Genomic DNA, 16,485 nt, shown 5'->3' with positions numbered 1-16,485 from the left:
CGTAGCCGCCGCCACCGCCGCCGTAGCCGCCGCCACCGCCGCCGGGACGACCACCGCCGCCGCCGCCATAGCCACCGCCGCCGCCGGGACGACCACCGCCGCCGCCACCGCCGCCTGTGCGGGGTTCAGCTTTATTTACACGGATCATGCGACCCATCCATTCGACATCTTGAAGATCGTCGATGGCTTTTTGTTCATCAGCCTCGTTAACGAGTTCAACAAAAGCAAAACCGCGCTTGCGGCCAGTTTCGCGATCGAGGGGGAGGCTGCATGATTTCACCTCGCCGTATTCAGTAAAAAGGTGGCGAAGATCCTCCTGCTCCGCATCAAAGGAGAGGTTGCCAACGTAGAGAGTCATTAAGGTGGAAAGCTTGAGGCAGGTCATTCGGAAGGAAGGGTGTTTAAACCACAAACCTTCTGGATTCCTTTTTACTTTACAGGTTGGCTCAACTCCCCCCTTGTGGTTCGATTTCTACACACAGCTGATTGGCAGTTAGGAAAACCCTATGGGAGGGTTAAAGATCCTGAAAAACGGGCTCGTTTAAAGCAATTGCGTTTTGCAATCGTTGAGCAACTAGCTCAATTGGTAGAAACCAAGGCGCTGAGTTTTGTCTTGGTGGCGGGTGATCTATTTGACTCGATAGAACCAACCCGCGCAGATGTGGCCCAGGCATGCAGCGCTATTGGAGTTATTGACGCACCTGTTTTTGTAATTCCAGGCAACCACGACCACGGGGGGATAGGCAGCTTTTGGCATGAAGCTTGGTTTAAAAGCTATCAAAAGGAATTAGCGCCAAATTTGCAGATATTGCTGGAGCGCCAGCCGGTGCAACTTGATGATTCCCTGCTGCTGCCATGTCCGTTGCTGCGCCAGGCAGACCTCGAAGATCCCACCGCTTGGCTTAGGCACTTTCAATTTGATCCTGCCGAGAAAAGAGCCTGCTTGCTGCTAGCCCATGGCTCGGTGCATGGATTTGGTGGCGACTCCGCTTCAGATGCAGATGATGAAAATCCCTGTGGACCCACAAATCGCATCGATTTGGAGGCTCTGCCGCAGGATTTCATCGATTACATCGCACTTGGCGATTGGCACGGCCTCAAAAAAATATCAACCAAAGCCTGGTATTCGGGTTGTCCTGAACCAGATAGGTTTCCGCGGGGGGAGAATTACCGCAGCTCCCAAGTGTTGCTGGTGGAGGTTGAACGCTCACAAGCAGCCTCTGTATCAGTGGAAACCACCGGCATTGGTGTGTGGCACCAACTCAAACAGCGCCTTAATGGCGATGGCGATTTAGCAGTTCTCGAAAAGCAGCTGCAAATACTTCTTGGCAATCGCAGCGGCATGGATTTATTACTGCTCGAATTGGATGGATATTTAAGCCTTGAAGCTGGAGTTCAACTGCAAAACAAATTGGAGCAGCTTGAGGCTCGGCTATTACGCCTAAAAATGCGTGATCGCATTAAGCTCACCCCGAATGAAGCTGAACTGCAGCAACTCATTGGCAGAAGCGGGGATCCACTAGTTGCAAGAGTGGCTCAACGCTTATTAAGCCTTACTGAATCAGAAGACACTCAAGAGGCGGAACTCGCACTTCTTGCTCTGCGGGAACTTCATGGTGCTTGCGGCCAATTGACTTGAGATGAGGATCTCCGGCCTAAAGCTCAGTAATTACCGTTTGCATCGGGAGCTCTCGCTGGAATTTGGTTTAGGAATAACGGTGTTGGAAGGTGCGAATGAAACAGGCAAAAGCACCTTGGTTGAAGCTCTCCATCGAGCTTTATTTCTCTCAAGCCGCAGCTCCGGAGCCCTGCTTGATGAGATGCGCCCCCAGCCCGGCGGAGGTGATCCCGAGCTAACGCTGAGATTTGAGGCTGAAGGAAACAGCTTCACATTGCATAAACGATTTGCTGGATCAAGGGGCGCCAGCAGCTTAATAAGCTCCGTTGGTAGCTCTTGGCAAGGGGATAAAGCAGAGGAGCGCTTGGCTGAATTGGTGGGGGCGGGCCCAGTCCCACGGGCTCGCCAAGGGGAACAGATGAAAGAAAGGTGGGGCCACCTCTGGGTATGGCAGGGAAATGCAGGACTTAACCCCCTCGACCTTGGTGCTAACGCCCTCGATCAAGCTCGCTTATTGGAACAATTGCAGAGGTCTGGTCAGCTGGGGGTTCAATCTCAAGTTGATCGCCGCGTTGTTGAACTCGTGCAACAGCGCTGGAGCTCTTCCCATACTGAAAAGGGACGAATCGGCCGTGCTGGCTCAGCCTTAGCAGAGGCACAACAGACAGAAGAAATTGCCAAAGAACAATTGCAGAACCTTAATAAACAATTACTAGAGCAAAAACAAGCACAATCTGAACAGCAAATAGCCAGCTCGAAATTAGCTGAATTAGATCGTGCAATACCTTTGTTGAAATTGTTAGCACCGTTGCAACTGCAAAGAAAAGAAATACAAACAGAAATTAATTCGTTAGTTGAAACAATTCAAAAACTTGTTGAATTAGCTCAAAACACCACAATCTTAAAAAATGAGCTTGAGCCTGAACATGTTTTAATTGAAACCCTAAAATCTAAATATTTAGTTCTTAAACAGCGCAGGTTATATGCAAGTGAACAACTTGAAATAGCGTTGAAAGAGGCCGAACAATTACAGCAAGCAATTAAAATATTAAGCTTGCAAAACCGCCTAAAGGAGCAGGAGATTAAAACCCAGAAGGTTTTTGATTTAGATAACCATTTAAAACAGATGCCTCAAATAACAGTGGAGAATATTGAATTATTACGATCGCAACATCAACAGTTACAAATAATGGAAATCACAATGAAATCATTTTCTACAAAGCTCGAGTTATTAGAGGCTGACACGGAGGTGTTGCTTAATGGAGAACCGCTATTAGCCGGATCTACATATTCTCTAAGCGTTGTGAGTTTACTGCAAACCACAAATTTCAAATTAAGGCTCGAGCCAGGCGCTGGAGGCAGGGTTGAAGAGGCTGAAACCAAGGGGCAGGAACTTAAAAAACAAATCAATGCCGAACTGAAACGGCTTGGGGTAAGTGATGTTGAGGCGGCAATGCACCTAGAAAGAAAACGCAGCGAATTAGAAAATGAAAGAAAACGCTTGATACAAGAAAATGGTGATGAAGATGCACAGCTAATAAAGTTTACGCTTCAACAATTACCAAAATGTGAAATTAATAATGCTTCTCTTGAAGATCTGAAGCATCAACTTGATTTGCTTTTACCTGTAGGTCGTGAGCGGCGGCTTGAGTTTAATCGGCTGGATCAAGAGCTCAGTGAAATCCAAACAGAGCTAGATGCCCGATCCAATGGCTTGAATAGCAAGCGACAACAACTTCTGCTAAATGAAACTTTATTAAAGGATTTGATGCTTCGCCATGGAGATAAAAAGCAATTAGATGAACAACTGAGCGCAACTCAAAAAGCAGCAGCTGAATTGGATAGCAAGCAAAAAAGTTATGAAGCGCAACTTCAAAATTTTGAACTTAATTACCTGCTTGTAACTATTGAATCGGCTCAGAAACAAAGAGAAGAGCTTTTGCAGCAACTTGCTGCGTTAGGAGTTGTATTGAGGAATGATGGCATTAACGATCGCTTTGCCTTGCTCGATCAATTGGAAGCAGCTTTAGAAAATAGTAGAGCAGAAAGAATAAGGCTAGAAAAAGATGCGTTAATGTTGAATTTACTTAGAAAGCTGTTACAAGATGAACAAACAGCAATGGCTTTGCAATATACAGGTCCAGTGATGAAGCGATTAGATGATTATCTTAATTGCTGTTGCAAAAATGCAACGCGCAGCAGTATTGAATACCAGAGCACAAAGGGTTTTTTAAATTTAAAATGGCAAAGAGGTGCTACGGGCGTTGCTTGGCCGTTTTCTGTTCTGAGTGGTGGCAGCAAAGAATTACTAGCTGCTGCCTTGCGCCTTTCCATGGCTGAGGTATTGGCAGGTTCCTATAACGGCTGCCTGCCACTTGTCTTTGATGACGCTTTTAGTAATGTGGACCCAAGCCGATGGAATGGACTCTCAGACCTGTTATGTAGAGCCGAAGAACAAGGTTTGCAACTTTTAGTATTTAGCTGTGATCCAAGCTTCACTGCATCGCTAGTTGCAAGAAACAGAATAAAATTAACTACTCAAGCTTGATTTCTAGGTGGCAAACCATCTCCAATACGGAGTAGTTTTATCCATCGTTTTAGTTGTTGGCCAATGCCAAATATTATGATTGCTAGTAATAACAGACTACCTCTTAAAACAAAGGTTTGAGAGCCGAATGCAGCAACTATTAAACTAATTGCCAGCAATGGGCTTATAGAATCAAGAAATTCAAGACGTTTTAACGCACTGCTACAACTTGCGCATGATTTAGTATGAGAATTATAGCGATCAAGTAATGCATCTCTTGATAATTCAGCTGCTAAATCAGTATCTGGAAATGGTAAGCCGGCATAGCTGTTAATCCAGCGATGGAATGCAATTACATATTTATCGGCACTTGTTGGTAGGTAGCAAGCCTTAGCTAAAGCAGATGAACCTCCAGCAGCATTAAAGCTACGTTCCTGATGATGCAGAAATATTTGATCATCTTCTAAAACCAAATTATTTCCAATATGTTGAAGCCAAATTGGCCGCAACCCTAAGAGTTTTGCTGTTATTGGTTTATCAAACTTAAAAGGAAAACGAGCAAATAAACGACAATTGCCAGCTGTGGTGGGGGTGGCATAAACCACTGTAAGGATGCGAGCAAAACCCTTAGCGGTTAAATCGTGCCACATTAAAGCTGGTGCCTGGAATGTGGTGTGTTGGGCCCCTAGCCTGCCTTGCCGAGGACCCTCTTGCCATAAACCAACAAATCCTTGCGCCCCTTCTTCTAAAACCTCGAGTTCAACAGGTCCGGCATTTGTTCGCTTGCCAACTGTGGCGTGATGGGTAAAGGGCACATGGCTCACATCCAATACATTTTCAAGCAGAGTAATACTGTCATAGGGGAGATCTCTAAATGTATCCTGCAAAAACCAATCCGGTTCATCAAGCACAGGCACTAGAGGGATTGTTTGATTGGCAGCCTGATTCGAATCGCCGCTAAAAACAAACAGCAACCCTTGGCCAGTGGCGGTGGCAAATTCTCTACAGTTTGCCCTCACACTGCTTGGAAGCTTGGATGAACTTTGGGGCAGATTTACGCAGTTTCCACTGCCGTTAAAACTCCAACCATGATAAGGACATTCCAATTCACCATTGGCGTTTATGCGGCCTTCAGACAAGGAGGCAAGGCGATGGGGACAACGATCACTGAAAGCTTTCCATAAGCCCTCATGGCGATCAAACCAAAGCACCAATGGTTCAGCTAATAAATGAAAGCGAGTTGGTTTTTTAGGATTTAAATCTCGCAAATATGCAACTGGATACCATTGATCCTGCCACAGATTCTTTTGAGGGCTTTGTGTCATAGCGGCGGCATTAACTCGTGAGGATTTAGATCTGGTCTCCTAATTAAAGCGAACATGGTGCCGTTACTGCCGCGGCACAACCGCAAATCGTCACTGAGATGGGTTATGTCAAGCCAAGCCGGGAAATTTTGATTAATGCCCGCAAGAAGTTGAGGCCTAAAGAGTGCAAGTTGTGGACCGATCCAGCCACCTTTAATAAATCGCACACCAACTCTGCGCGGTGCTTCAAGCTGCAGTTCTGCTAAAACTGAGATACCGCCAAGCTGGCCAAAAGGGCCTGGTAGCCTCAAAAGGTTCATTGCTCGCTCTTCTCGTGGTAATAAAACTTGAAGATTTTCAAACCAGGGCTGCACCTGCAGGTAAGGCAGGCTGCTACTGCTCCACCGCAATTCCCAAACCGCTTCTAACTGATTTGTCTGAAGTTCTAGATTGCAGGGCTGATCTTGTTCAAGTTGCGTAAATATTGGTAATACTGTTGAAGCACTTGCCTTGCCAAATTTCAATATTTCTACGAGGTAAGAAGCATTTAATTGGGCCATCTAAAATCAATCCTCATCCATAAAATTAGCTTCTGATTCAAGAGCATTTAATTGAGCATCTAAAAGTTTGCCTTGTTTAGCGCTTCCTAGCTTTGCGGCCTCCAGCATTCTTTCGGCGAGAATTAATTTACCAGCTGCATCACGGATACCCTCCTGCGCTGCTTGATAATCCACCCTTTGTCTTGCAGTAGCAGCACTTAGATTCAGATGGGTAGCGAGGCGGCCGCAGGTGGCCATAAAAGCTTGATCTCTAATTCCTGCCATTGCTTTGCCTAAACCATGAATGAATTTCTAAACAGAGTAGTGGAACCGGAGCTGATGAATGGGATCAAACAGGCAGAGGCATACGCGGCTGCCGATTTCAGCTCAGCTGATTCAGCCTTAATAAGTTGGCTGGCCCGAAAATTTCCAGAAGGAATTGGCCCGCTACTGATTGATCTAGGTTGCGGACCTGGAAATATTAGCGAGCTAGCTGCAAAACAATGGCCTAAAATTACTGTAAAGGGTATTGATGGCGCGGAACAAATGATTGCTCTTGCTAATAAACGTAAAAAGTTGCTACCGCAACAAATAATGGAGCGAATAGAATATAAAGTACTTAATCTATGCGATCAGGATCAGATAAGTTTATTTAAGAATGCCCTTGAAGTAGAAAAAGCTGTATCAGATGTTTCTGTAATTTCAAATAGTTTACTCCATCATCTTCATGATCCTCAACATCATTGGAATGCAATGAAATTATTGACGACCACAGGAAGTGCTATTGTAGTGAATGATCTTTGTCGGCCGGTAAATAATATTGAATATGAAAAATTAGTAAATACTGAAGCTGTGCATATGGAGCCTGTATTAAGGCAAGACTATTGCGCTTCGTTGAAGGCTGCATTTAGTATTGAAGAAGTAAAACAGCAATTAATTGAAGCTGATTTAAATTATCTCTCAATAGTTCAGCGATCAATTAAATATATAAGTGTTTTTGGAAGATTAAGGTGAATACTGATCAAGCAATTTTCCTTGAAAAGAAAACCGTCACCTTGTAAAATAAAACGAATGCCAACCCTTCCATCGTGAATATGTATTCGTTACTTTCATTACGCCCACCCGCGGCGGCAGCCAAGGAGGAATCAGCACAACCCAGAAGTAAAAAAGGGTTTGGCTTTGGTTTAGGAGCTGCAAAGGGTAAAGGCCACAAGCGCAAGGGCTCAGGCCTATCGGCAGGTGATCGGAGCCCCTTAGGTAAAGCTCCGGATGTGGAAGCTATTAAAGCACGAGGCATATTGCACCTACCATTAGCTGGGCGTTTAAAGGAATTTCAGGTTAAAGCAGCTTATAAAAAATTAGCAGCGTCCCATCATCCTGATCAGGGGGGAGAAATTACAACAATGCAACGAATTAACGCCGCTAGAGATCATTTATTATCATGTGATGAAGATTAAGATATTATTCAGCATAAATTTCATTACTATTCAATTTCCTCGCCATCAATTGGAACTTCAAGCCAGCGGCGCAACCATGCAACGAGAAGGTAAAAGGGTAATGTATCTAAAAGTGCAGCAACAAGTTTGAATAAGTAGCCGCTAGCAATAAAGTTGGTGAGTTGCGGTAAAAGTGCTTTTTCAGCCTGTATTGGTAGCACGTGAGCCCCATAGTGGCTTATTAATACCACTGCGGTGGTATCAACTAATTGACTAATTAATGTTGATCCATTATTTCTTAACCAAAGCGCCTTTCCGTTACTAAAGCGTTTCCAAAAATGAAATAAACGCACATCTGTAAATTGCGCTGCCATATACGCGGCCATCGAGGCACCAACGGCACCAAAAGTGAGCCTTTGGATTTCAAAGAAAACAGGTGAATCTGTACCGGGTAAAATACCTCCAAGCCAAATAATAAATATTATCCATCCATTAAGTAAAAGACCTACCCACACTAGTTGACCAGCTTTCTCCTCTCCCCATATTTCACTAATTAAATCTGTGCATAGAAATGTCAGTGGATATGGTAAGGCGCCAACAGCAACAACTATTGGCCAATTGCCAATGCTACCAAGTGTTAAAAAACGACTTAAGCCAAGAATATTAAGCATTCCCATAGTACCTAGAAATAGGCCTGCAAGAATAAGGAATGCTAGATCGCGGCGACGTTTTATTTTTAAGCTAACTGCGCTCATAATTTTAAGAGAAAGCTGTCACGCTGATGAAAATCTGGATCTTTAGCATTGTGAGTAAGTGCCCAGTAGGATAAATTACCATTTTTTTGTTTAAGGACGGATGCAAAACCAAGTTCCATTTCTGAGTTTAATGGAATCTGGGGATCTAGCTCCACTGAAATTCCGATTGAAACACTGTTCGCCGTTTTTGAAATAGAAAAGTTAAGGCTGTGTTTATATTCTTCCTCCCTTTGGCCGTTACGATAAGAATTAAATTTATATATGTTCCAATTAGTATTAGGAGATATATTCAGTTCCCAATAGAAAGTCTGTTCTGGCATGCTCCAAAATGCTTCAAAACACGTATCCTTCCAAAGATAATCGCTCCGCACAGACCCTTCTGTAACTGTTGGAATTATTAAGTTATCTATGGGGCCCTCTAGGCGATATCGGAGCTTTAATTTACTAGATATTCTTGTTGCTGCGGCAGCAAGTCGCAAACCAACCAATTCATCAGGCCTGTTATGGGGCAGCAGTAAAGCTGATTGGCTTCTCATCTTAATTCCTCAATACATTGTCGTATTTCAAATTCTTGCGTCTCAATGCTTTTTGTTAAACTGAATTGAACAAGAGCTCTTTCTAAATTGTGGGATGGGTGATTCACTTTGAAATATATATTGCCAGCGAGGTAATCACTAAAGAAACGCATTCCTAATTCGAATGGAATAAGCCTAATTGCATCGTAGAAATAATTATAATCAGCTTCATTTAGTAATTTTTTTGTTTTACTAAGGTAGCCATTTAATAAGCGTTTACAGCTATCGATACAGAAAAAGACCTTACTAAGATCAAGTTCCTCCTCCCCAGCCGGGTTGCACGCGGATCTAAGGCAATCGCCAAGATCATAATGAATTAATCCAGCCATTAATGTGTCCAGATCTACCATGGCAACGGTTTTGTTTGTAATGTTATCAAATAAAAAATTATTTACTTTTGGATCTCCATGAATCACTCTAAGGCACAATTCACCGCTGCAAATTGCATTTTCCAAAACATCAATAATAGGCTCTCGCTCCTTAATAAAATCTATGCACCATTGGGTTCTATCGCATAAATCTGTGATACCCATATTTGATGCTTTTTGATATTCTTGATGGTATTTAGGTGTAACATGAAATGAATCAAGTGTTTTAATTAATTTCTTCAACGGTAAGCCATCCATTAATGAATGGAAAATACCTAGTCCAATGCCAACCTCCTCAGCATCATCATAGTTCCTAACCAAATCTGTAGTGTAAGCGGCGTTTATATAGCTTGTCGCCCTCCAGAATTCATCTTGATTTCTATGCCAATACTTATTATTATGTCTTGATTTAAGTAATGAAGTGCTTCTCCAGTTTCGTCCCTCAATATTCCCTGCATCGCGTAACAGTTTTAATTCAATATGTTCTAGTGATACCTTCATATTGCTGATTATAGATTCAGGATCTTTAAAAACCTTCGAGCTGATTTTTTGCAATACAAAATCTTCACTACCACAATTCCTCAGCTTGACAAGATATGTGTCGTTTATATTCCCATTCCCTAACGGTACAACATCCATTATAAAACTCACATCTACAAATGCCTCGGCAACAGAAAATAAATCACCTTTTAAATTTTCTGTCATCGCTAATTTGGACACTTTCAAATTTCGCAGCTGAACAGAAACTTCGCCCGCTCGGTGGTCCAGAGAAGAATATGGCTACAAGTACACTTGTATTTTGAGTATATAAGTACTACCATGGGGTTGGGCTGGTACCACTGCCCCTTTCCTTTTCTGGCTTAACCAAAAATGTCCCCTTGCCAAACTGATCCAGCAGTAGAAGCCCTCCGCAGGGCAAACCCCCGTAGATATATGGATGTAAGACCTGGACATTTCGCTGTGGTGGCAATGGCTGGTAGACCGTGGTTCATCGGACGTGTTGGAGAGGTGATCGCCAAGCCTTATCAACGCATTCCGGCTTTTGTCCGGCTCATAAACGTAGATAGTGGTGATGTGGAGCAGGTGCCTGCTGCCTGGATTGTTGAATTAATGGCTAGTAAGTGCTGATGTGGTTAATTTCCTGGTTGTGCAAATTGTGGAAATCATCTCCAACGGTTTTGATTCCATATCATTTACAGAGAAAGAACTCCATGTTGAAAATATCTCAGGTTTACATCTAATCAGTCCCCAGTCTATGCGTAGATTCTTATAGGTAATTCCTACAGCTGTCATTTCTTTATCATCTGCCATTAGTGACCAAAGCAACTGCACATTCTCACGGCTGTATTCTTCTTTATCATCTAATAAATTAGGTTCAGCTATTACTCCAGGCTTTGTTGTGAGTTGAAGTTTTGAATGCCATGAAAGATATTTTCCATTTTCAGTTGGATAAAACCAGCATGGCTCATTTTTGGCTTCATTAAGGCAAAAATTATCAAGTAATTTCCATTGATTTGCTCTAAAAGCATAAACTCCAAGCCAATGGCGATCGGGCTGAAAATCTGGAATAATTGCATCGCAATAAAGTAGGCTCCCTTCTTCATTAGCCATTGGATTATTTCCTTCTGCTACAGCTGCTCCCTGTTCAACGAGCGTCTCAATATCGCTTTGCCAGTCGATTGGGCAGCGATGTATTCGTAGGCAGAAACCAGTCGCAAGGCTCACACCTTGCAGTTCTTCTAGCAAATTTCGATCGGCATGGTCTGGCAGATCCTGGGGCTTGCGAGCTAATATAAATATATATGGGGATTCCATTCCGGTGGTCAAAATTCAAGATTGAAATAATTCTAAAGAGTTTTTCACAGATGGGACTGTTTAATCTTGAAACTAATCCTGAATTTGCTTAAACTGAATCAGTTTCTTATTTTGAAATGATCTCCAGACGATTGATATGCTCTGTTTTGATTCTCTTGCAACCATATTTTCCGGTTGCAATGGCGGCACCATTCAATAATGACCCAGTTTCATTTGCTGGATTTGCTAATAATATTAAGTGGAGCTCAGGAAGCTCCCCTTTTTTCAAGAATCTTAGTAAATGTGAGCAATTTGCAAATGGTGGTTATCTTTGTAAAGCTGGCGAGGTTTATCTTGTCAAACCAAATTCAAATGGACGTAGTTTTTGTTCGCTAAGCCGGGTTTGGTATGAACCAAACAAAATAGTTGTTCAGTATAATACTAAATCTTGTAGTTTCAAGGGTGATGAGCAAAGAATGCAAGAGCAGGGACGCAAGCTCATTCAGAAGGGCCTAAATATTTTAGAAAACTATTCTCAATAATCTATGTCTGATGTTCAATTAGTTTGGTTTAAGCGCGATCTTAGGGTTTCTGATCACCTGCCTCTTTCTTCAGCCGTTAAGTGTGGAGTTGTTCTACCACTTTATATTGTTGAACCAGAACTTTGGAATCAGCCCGATACATCTGCTCGTCAATGGGATTTTTGTTCCGATTGCCTAGTTGAATTGCAAGCTAACCTTGCTTTACTTGGGCAGAGTTTAATAATTAGAATTGGTGATCCGATTCTAATCATCACTGAATTGCACAATAAATTTAAATTTTCTAATATTTGGAGTCATGAAGAAACTGGAAATAGGTTTACCTATAATCGTGATTTAAATGTAAAAAAATGGTGCGTCCAAAATTTAGTAGTTTGGAATGAAACCCCCACAGCTGGAATAATACGTGGTTTAAAAAATCGCTCTAAATGGGTACAGCAATGGGCTGAGCGAATGAGATCCCAACCCATTTCAATTCCAAGTAAGCTAACTCCTCTTACTAGTTTATCTTCAGTTCCAGCTCTCATTTCGGAAGCATTACCTAGCAGCACGGAATTAAATATGCGGCTGGATAGTTGTCCAGATCGACAGAAAGGTGGTAGTTCTTATGCTTCCTTAATATTAAGTAGTTTTTTAAAAGGACGGGTTAAATTATATTCACGTGGCATATCAAGCCCCAATTCAGCTTTCGAGGCATGTTCTCGTTTATCTGCGCATCTTGCCTTTGGTTCAATCTCTCTTAGGGAAGTTGTGCATGCTTCAAATTTGCAGGTTGGCACCAGAATGTTTTCTGAGAGGCTTCATTGGCATTGTCATTTTATTCAGAAGCTTGAATCTCAACCATCGCTTGAGTATGAAAATGCCCATCGAGCTTTTGATCAACTTAGAGATTCCAACCAACTATTTTTAGATGCATGGATCAATGGTCTTACTGGCTGGCCCTTTGTGGATGCTTGTATGCGCGCTCTGCGTTATACCGGCTGGCTGAATTTTCGAATGCGTGCAATGTTGATGGCAGTTGCTAGTTATCACCTTTGGCTTCCCTGGCGCGATAGTGGTCTCGCATTAGCTCGTTTATTTGTTGATTATGAGCCCGGAATACATTGGAATCAGTGTCAGATGCAAGCGGGTACTACCGGCATTAATTCAATTCGTATCTACAATCCGATTAAGCAGGGGCTAGATCACGACCCCCATGGTATTTTTATTCGTAAATGGTGCCATGAACTAATAAACGTACCGCTTGCTTATTTACATACACCTTGGAATATGAGTCTCTTAGAGCAAGCCGCCTGTGGATGTATTTTAGGCGAGCATTACCCTCAGCCATTAGTAGATTATCAAGTTGCTGCAAAAATTGCTCGTGATAAAATTTGGAATGTACGTAATTCTAATAATTTTCATATTGAAGCCAAACAAGTATTTGTTAAGCATGGCTCTAGGCGATCGCAGGTGCCTAGAGTTAGTTCAAAATCTAGGGAGTCACCCGGGCAGCTTTGTTTTAATTTGTTTGATTAGCTGCTTAATGATGTTTTGATTTTTATTTCTTGGTTATTTAACTTCAAGATTACTAGAATATTGCAAATTATTTGATTACTTGAAAATTAAACAATTTGTCTGTAGATCATGCTGCTTCTAGTATTCATATTAATATTTTGTTTATATCCATGCATAAAATTATTTATTATTTCCACTCTGTGCTGCGGTTAGGATTTCGAAGTACAAAATTGCGGTAACCAGCTGGTTTTGGTAAAATCAGAAAAATACTTTAGATTTTTAAAAATGCTAAACGACCGTTGTGGTCATAAACCAAAATTTATTGCTACTGGTATCGCCCCATTAGGAATCATCGCAATTGGGATCGTGCCAATGGGCATAATTGCAATTGGTGTGGTACCTATGGGTGTGTTGTCAGTTGGAGCTGTAGGTATGGGTTTGATCAGTGTTGCTGCTGTGAATATGGGGGTATTAACTGCTGGAATTACCACAATGGGGGTTGCTTGGGCTGGAATGGTAGGTATGGGGCCAATTCGTATTGATCCAACTCGCTGGAGCATTGCACAGGTAAAAACTGAATCAACTATGTTTTCTACGAAGGAATTAGCTCAAAAAAAGTCTATTCAAATGGGCTGTTCTGGTGCCCATGCAATGGGGGCTGAATGGATGCCTTGCGCTTCTATGGATGAATATGTGAAGGCATATGCAAAGAGCAATCACATCCATTAATTAACTATTTTTATGAAACTAAATTAATTAATTTACCTGGTACAACAATAATTCTTTTAGGTGCAGCCCCCTCGAGCCATTTCTTGGAAGCATCACTTTCAAGAGCTAATTTCTTTAACGTATCTGCATCTATATCTGGTGCTACATGCAGATTATCTCTTACTTTTCCGTTTATCTGAAGAATTATTGTGATTGTATCTGTAATTAATGCCTTTTCGTCTTCGATTGGCCATTTCTGCTGATGAACACTATTTACTCCACCTAATTGCATCCATAATTCATCTGCCAAATGGGGTGCAAATGGAGCAAGTAAGATAAGTAATGCTGCAATAGCCTCCCCTGCAACATTCTTATTGGCTTCTTCAAGATGAGTTGTGAGCGTATTGCAGAGTTTCATTAATTCTGAAATTGCCGTATTAAATTGCAATTCCTCACCACTCAAATCCTCACTGATTGCCTTGATTGCTATGTGCACAGCGCGTCTAATATCTTTTTCTTTTGCATTTAGTTCGCTAAATGCGTTGTTCAAATTTAATTTAATCTCTGAATTTCGTTCTTTCGCGCTTTGGCATAATCGCCAAATGCGTTGTAGAAAACGAAACTGCCCCTCAACATCTGCATCATCCCACTCCAAATCCTTCTCTGGAGGTGCTTTAAATAGAATAAACATTCTCGCTGTATCTGCTCCATACTTATCAATTACCACACCAGGATCAACACCGTTATATTTAGATTTAGACATTTTCTCGTAGTAAACATCTAATAGCGTTCCATCGCTTGGATCTAATGGGTTTGATATATCCACTACCTGTGATGGAGCAATATACTTTTCAGTTTTTGGATTTCTAAAGGTAATAGCTTGCACCATGCCCTGAGTTAGCAAATGCTTAAATGGCTCATTAAAGGAAATTAGATCTTTTTTCGCCAATGCTTTTGTGAAAAATCGTGAATAAAGTAGATGCAAAATTGCGTGCTCTACGCCTCCTACATATTGATCAACAGGTAGCCATTTTGATGCAGTTTGTTTCGCAAAAGGAAGATCTTTATTTTCTGAATCTGTATATCGTAAATAATACCAACTTGAACACATAAATGTGTCCATGGTATCTGTTTCTGGTTTTGCGTTTCTACCGCAGGTAGGGCAAGGAATGCTTGCTAGAGGCTCACCTCGTGTAGGAAGTTTAACGGGTAGTTTCTCAACTGGAACTGGAACTACACCACAGATATTACAATGAACTACGGGTATTGGGCAGCCCCAATAGCGTTGCCGTGAAATTAGCCAATCTCGTAATCTATATGTTGTTTTACCTATTCCAAAACCTTCTTCTTCTGCTTTGCTAATAATCGCTTGCTTAGCTTGCTCCCCTTCAAGACCGTTGAAATTTTCTGAATTTTCAAGTATCCCCAATTCAGTGAAGGCTTGATTGGGATCGTGATTAGCAGCATTTCCAGCTTTTAATATCACATTTTTTATGGCTAAGTTGTATTTTTTTGCAAAGCTGTAATCCCTCTGATCATGGGCTGGTACTCCCATTACTGCTCCTGTTCCGTAATCTGGCAACACGTAATCAGCTATCCATACTGGAATTATCTTCCCTGTTAGTGGATGTACAACTGTTCCCCCAAGTGCTACGCCATTTTTATCTTGATCCTCCGCCATTCGTTCTAATTCACTTTTTGCAGCAACCTCTTCTTGAAAGCTTTTTACTGATTCTTGCTGTTGCTTAGTTGTTAGTTTTTCCACCAGAGGGTGTTCAGGAGCAAGAACCACATAGGTAACACCATAAATTGTATCTGGTCTTGTTGTAAATACATCTAAATTTAAATCTGGTTCATTCAAATCTTTTTCCGCTTGCTCCAATTTAAAATTGAATTGTGCGCCCCTGCTTCGGCCGATCCAATTTGCTTGCATTGTGCATACCCTTTCTGGCCAACCATTCAGGCCATCTAGATCGGTTAAAAGATCATCTGCAAAATCTGTAATTCTTAAGAACCATTGCTTTAATTTTCGCTTCTCAACTAGTGCTCCCGATCGCCAGGATCTCCCTTCACTATTAACCTGTTCATTTGCTAATACTGTTTTGTCAATTGGATCCCAATTAACATTTGCTTCTTTCTGATAAGCAAGACCGGCAGCAAAGAATTGTAGAAATAACCATTGGGTCCATTTATAGAATGAAGGATCGCAAGTGCTGATTTCTCGTTCCCAATCAATCGATAGGCCTAATTTCTTTAATTGAGCCCGCATTTGTTTAATATTTTGTATTGTCCAGTCCGCCGGATCTATACCCCTTTCGTTAGCTGCATTTTCCGCTGGAAGTCCGAAGGCATCCCACCCCATTGGATGAAGAACTTTCTTACCTTTCAGCCGTTGTTGCCGGGCGATAACGTCTGTTATTACATAATTTCGCACGTGTCCCATGTGCAAATTCCCAGATGGGTAGGGAAACATAGATAAGGCGAAGAAATTTTCACTCCTCTTTGCACTCGGCTCCGGCGTGCGATTTAGCCCGAGTTGCTCCCACCGTTTCTGCCATTCTGGCTCCAATTCACTGGGGCTATATCGATTTTCGGAGCTTTGCTTATCAAAACGAGTCATGCGTTCAGTTTGTTTGAGGAAGGCAAGGCCGCGAACTAGGAATTGTGCCCTGCTCCAGGCCATCATTTTGGTTAATTGCCGTGATCCGCACCACATGGTTGCGGCTGAGCAATTCTGGTAACTTCTTGCCCCCAGCTATCAGGGCTAAAAACTCCGGATCTTGCCATTGCAAATATCCCTCCAGGGCTGAACCATCTGGCAACTG

General features: G+C 42.2%; 18 protein-coding genes. 8 read left to right on the top strand and 10 right to left on the bottom strand.

Annotation, left to right across the window (positions count from 1 at the left end; all coding sequences use genetic code 11):
• A partial coding sequence (locus AC2JC8_RS01530; RefSeq protein WP_484594085.1) for an RNA recognition motif domain-containing protein occupies positions 1–358 on the bottom strand: 358 nt, incomplete at its 3' end.
• Positions 359–460: 102 nt separating this feature from the next.
• On the opposite strand from AC2JC8_RS01530, the gene AC2JC8_RS01525 reads away from it, so the two are divergent.
• Together AC2JC8_RS01525 and AC2JC8_RS01520 are read left to right on the top strand one after the other, a co-directional pair.
• Positions 461–1,639: a metallophosphoesterase family protein gene (locus AC2JC8_RS01525; protein ID WP_484419744.1), complete on the top strand. Its 1,179-nt coding sequence runs from the start codon at positions 461–463 to the stop codon at positions 1,637–1,639.
• A 1-nt stretch (position 1,640) separates the two neighbouring features.
• Positions 1,641–4,166 carry an AAA family ATPase gene (locus AC2JC8_RS01520; protein WP_484594082.1) on the top strand — a complete coding sequence of 842 codons (2,526 nt, stop codon included), beginning with the start codon at positions 1,641–1,643 and terminating at the stop codon, positions 4,164–4,166.
• On the opposite strand, the gene AC2JC8_RS01515 is transcribed toward AC2JC8_RS01520, so the two are convergent.
• The 3 genes from AC2JC8_RS01515 to AC2JC8_RS01505 are packed head-to-tail and all read right to left on the bottom strand — an operon-like array spanning position 4,157 to position 6,273.
• Positions 4,157–5,470, bottom strand: a complete 1,314-nt coding sequence (locus AC2JC8_RS01515) for an aromatic ring-hydroxylating dioxygenase subunit alpha (protein ID WP_484400247.1) — start codon at positions 5,468–5,470, stop codon at positions 4,157–4,159. The genes AC2JC8_RS01520 and AC2JC8_RS01515 overlap by 10 nt on opposite strands.
• Positions 5,467–6,009, bottom strand: a complete 543-nt coding sequence (locus AC2JC8_RS01510; protein WP_484400245.1) for a PAP/fibrillin family protein — start codon at positions 6,007–6,009, stop codon at positions 5,467–5,469. Before AC2JC8_RS01510 ends, AC2JC8_RS01515 begins: the two co-directional genes overlap by 4 nt.
• A 6-nt stretch (positions 6,010–6,015) precedes the next feature.
• Complete coding sequence (locus tag AC2JC8_RS01505; protein ID WP_484400244.1) at positions 6,016–6,273, bottom strand: hypothetical protein; 258 nt, start codon at positions 6,271–6,273, stop codon at positions 6,016–6,018.
• 15 nt (positions 6,274–6,288) lie between these two features.
• Between AC2JC8_RS01505 and AC2JC8_RS01500 the strand changes: the two genes are divergently transcribed.
• Both AC2JC8_RS01500 and AC2JC8_RS01495 read left to right on the top strand, forming a co-directional pair.
• The gene (locus AC2JC8_RS01500; RefSeq protein ID WP_484400243.1) at positions 6,289–7,002 is read left to right on the top strand and encodes a methyltransferase domain-containing protein; all 714 of its coding nucleotides are present in this window, start codon (positions 6,289–6,291) and stop codon (positions 7,000–7,002) included.
• Positions 7,003–7,076: 74 nt separating this feature from the next.
• Positions 7,077–7,445 carry a molecular chaperone DnaJ gene (locus tag AC2JC8_RS01495; RefSeq protein ID WP_484400241.1) on the top strand — a complete coding sequence of 123 codons (369 nt, stop codon included), beginning with the start codon at positions 7,077–7,079 and terminating at the stop codon, positions 7,443–7,445.
• A 26-nt stretch (positions 7,446–7,471) separates the two neighbouring features.
• Here AC2JC8_RS01495 and AC2JC8_RS01490 read toward each other — a convergent pair whose 3' ends face one another.
• Genes AC2JC8_RS01490 through AC2JC8_RS01480 form a run of 3 tightly spaced genes read right to left on the bottom strand, consistent with a single transcriptional unit; the run spans position 7,472 to position 9,827 of the window.
• Complete coding sequence (locus tag AC2JC8_RS01490) at positions 7,472–8,179, bottom strand: queuosine precursor transporter (RefSeq protein WP_484400240.1); 708 nt, start codon at positions 8,177–8,179, stop codon at positions 7,472–7,474.
• A complete protein-coding gene (locus AC2JC8_RS01485; protein WP_484400239.1) occupies positions 8,176–8,715 on the bottom strand; it encodes a DOMON-like domain-containing protein in 540 nt (179 codons plus the stop codon). The genes AC2JC8_RS01490 and AC2JC8_RS01485 overlap by 4 nt, the downstream gene beginning before the upstream one ends.
• A complete protein-coding gene (locus AC2JC8_RS01480) occupies positions 8,712–9,827 on the bottom strand; it encodes a phosphotransferase enzyme family protein (protein WP_484594081.1) in 1,116 nt (371 codons plus the stop codon). The genes AC2JC8_RS01485 and AC2JC8_RS01480 overlap by 4 nt, the downstream gene beginning before the upstream one ends.
• A gap of 165 nt (positions 9,828–9,992) precedes the next feature.
• Here AC2JC8_RS01480 and AC2JC8_RS01475 point away from each other — a divergent pair, with 165 nt between their 5' ends.
• On the top strand, positions 9,993–10,250 hold the full coding sequence (locus AC2JC8_RS01475) for a hypothetical protein (protein ID WP_255131868.1): 258 nt from the start codon (positions 9,993–9,995) through the stop codon (positions 10,248–10,250).
• Here the strand turns inward: AC2JC8_RS01475 and AC2JC8_RS01470 are convergent.
• Positions 10,230–10,847, bottom strand: a complete 618-nt coding sequence (locus AC2JC8_RS01470) for a hypothetical protein (RefSeq protein WP_484594080.1) — start codon at positions 10,845–10,847, stop codon at positions 10,230–10,232. The two genes, AC2JC8_RS01475 and AC2JC8_RS01470, sit on opposite strands and share 21 nt — an antisense overlap.
• A gap of 269 nt (positions 10,848–11,116) precedes the next feature.
• Here AC2JC8_RS01470 and AC2JC8_RS01465 point away from each other — a divergent pair, with 269 nt between their 5' ends.
• The 3 genes from AC2JC8_RS01465 to AC2JC8_RS01455 all read left to right on the top strand — a co-directional run bounded on the left by AC2JC8_RS01465 (position 11,117) and on the right by AC2JC8_RS01455 (position 13,681).
• Positions 11,117–11,458, top strand: coding sequence for a hypothetical protein (locus AC2JC8_RS01465; RefSeq protein WP_484594079.1), 342 nt, complete (start codon positions 11,117–11,119; stop codon positions 11,456–11,458).
• 3 nt (positions 11,459–11,461) lie between these two features.
• The gene (locus tag AC2JC8_RS01460; protein ID WP_484594078.1) at positions 11,462–12,973 is read left to right on the top strand and encodes a cryptochrome/deoxyribodipyrimidine photo-lyase family protein; all 1,512 of its coding nucleotides are present in this window, start codon (positions 11,462–11,464) and stop codon (positions 12,971–12,973) included.
• A gap of 264 nt (positions 12,974–13,237) precedes the next feature.
• Positions 13,238–13,681, top strand: a complete 444-nt coding sequence (locus AC2JC8_RS01455; protein ID WP_484400233.1) for a hypothetical protein — start codon at positions 13,238–13,240, stop codon at positions 13,679–13,681.
• Between the two features lie 10 nt (positions 13,682–13,691).
• Here AC2JC8_RS01455 and leuS read toward each other — a convergent pair whose 3' ends face one another.
• Both leuS and AC2JC8_RS01445 read right to left on the bottom strand, forming a co-directional pair.
• Positions 13,692–16,280 carry a leucine--tRNA ligase gene (gene leuS, locus AC2JC8_RS01450; protein ID WP_484594077.1) on the bottom strand — a complete coding sequence of 863 codons (2,589 nt, stop codon included), beginning with the start codon at positions 16,278–16,280 and terminating at the stop codon, positions 13,692–13,694.
• Between the two features lie 4 nt (positions 16,281–16,284).
• Positions 16,285–16,485, bottom strand: a 201-nt coding sequence (locus AC2JC8_RS01445; RefSeq protein WP_484594076.1) for an Hfq-related RNA-binding protein, incomplete at its 5' end; no start/stop codon positions are given.

The organism is Synechococcus sp., assembly GCF_982614295.1.
This window is presented reverse-complemented; position numbering and strand designations above follow the sequence as displayed.

What these genes read in the sequence shown, in the direction of transcription:
- AC2JC8_RS01520 (WP_484594082.1), top strand. Translation starts at nt 1,641, where the DNA reads ATGAGGATCTCCGGCCTAAAGCTCAGTAATTACCGTTTGCATCGGGAG.
- AC2JC8_RS01515 (WP_484400247.1), bottom strand. Translation starts at nt 5,470, where the DNA reads ATGACACAAAGCCCTCAAAAGAATCTGTGGCAGGATCAATGGTATCCA.
- AC2JC8_RS01510 (WP_484400245.1), bottom strand. Translation starts at nt 6,009, where the DNA reads ATGGCCCAATTAAATGCTTCTTACCTCGTAGAAATATTGAAATTTGGC.
- AC2JC8_RS01505 (WP_484400244.1), bottom strand. Translation starts at nt 6,273, where the DNA reads ATGGCAGGAATTAGAGATCAAGCTTTTATGGCCACCTGCGGCCGCCTC.
- AC2JC8_RS01500 (WP_484400243.1), top strand. Translation starts at nt 6,289, where the DNA reads ATGAATGAATTTCTAAACAGAGTAGTGGAACCGGAGCTGATGAATGGG.
- AC2JC8_RS01490 (WP_484400240.1), bottom strand. Translation starts at nt 8,179, where the DNA reads ATGAGCGCAGTTAGCTTAAAAATAAAACGTCGCCGCGATCTAGCATTC.
- AC2JC8_RS01485 (WP_484400239.1), bottom strand. Translation starts at nt 8,715, where the DNA reads ATGAGAAGCCAATCAGCTTTACTGCTGCCCCATAACAGGCCTGATGAA.
- AC2JC8_RS01480 (WP_484594081.1), bottom strand. Translation starts at nt 9,827, where the DNA reads ATGACAGAAAATTTAAAAGGTGATTTATTTTCTGTTGCCGAGGCATTT.
- AC2JC8_RS01475 (WP_255131868.1), top strand. Translation starts at nt 9,993, where the DNA reads ATGTCCCCTTGCCAAACTGATCCAGCAGTAGAAGCCCTCCGCAGGGCA.
- AC2JC8_RS01465 (WP_484594079.1), top strand. Translation starts at nt 11,117, where the DNA reads ATGGCGGCACCATTCAATAATGACCCAGTTTCATTTGCTGGATTTGCT.
- AC2JC8_RS01460 (WP_484594078.1), top strand. Translation starts at nt 11,462, where the DNA reads ATGTCTGATGTTCAATTAGTTTGGTTTAAGCGCGATCTTAGGGTTTCT.
- AC2JC8_RS01455 (WP_484400233.1), top strand. Translation starts at nt 13,238, where the DNA reads ATGCTAAACGACCGTTGTGGTCATAAACCAAAATTTATTGCTACTGGT.
- leuS (WP_484594077.1), bottom strand. Translation starts at nt 16,280, where the DNA reads ATGACTCGTTTTGATAAGCAAAGCTCCGAAAATCGATATAGCCCCAGT.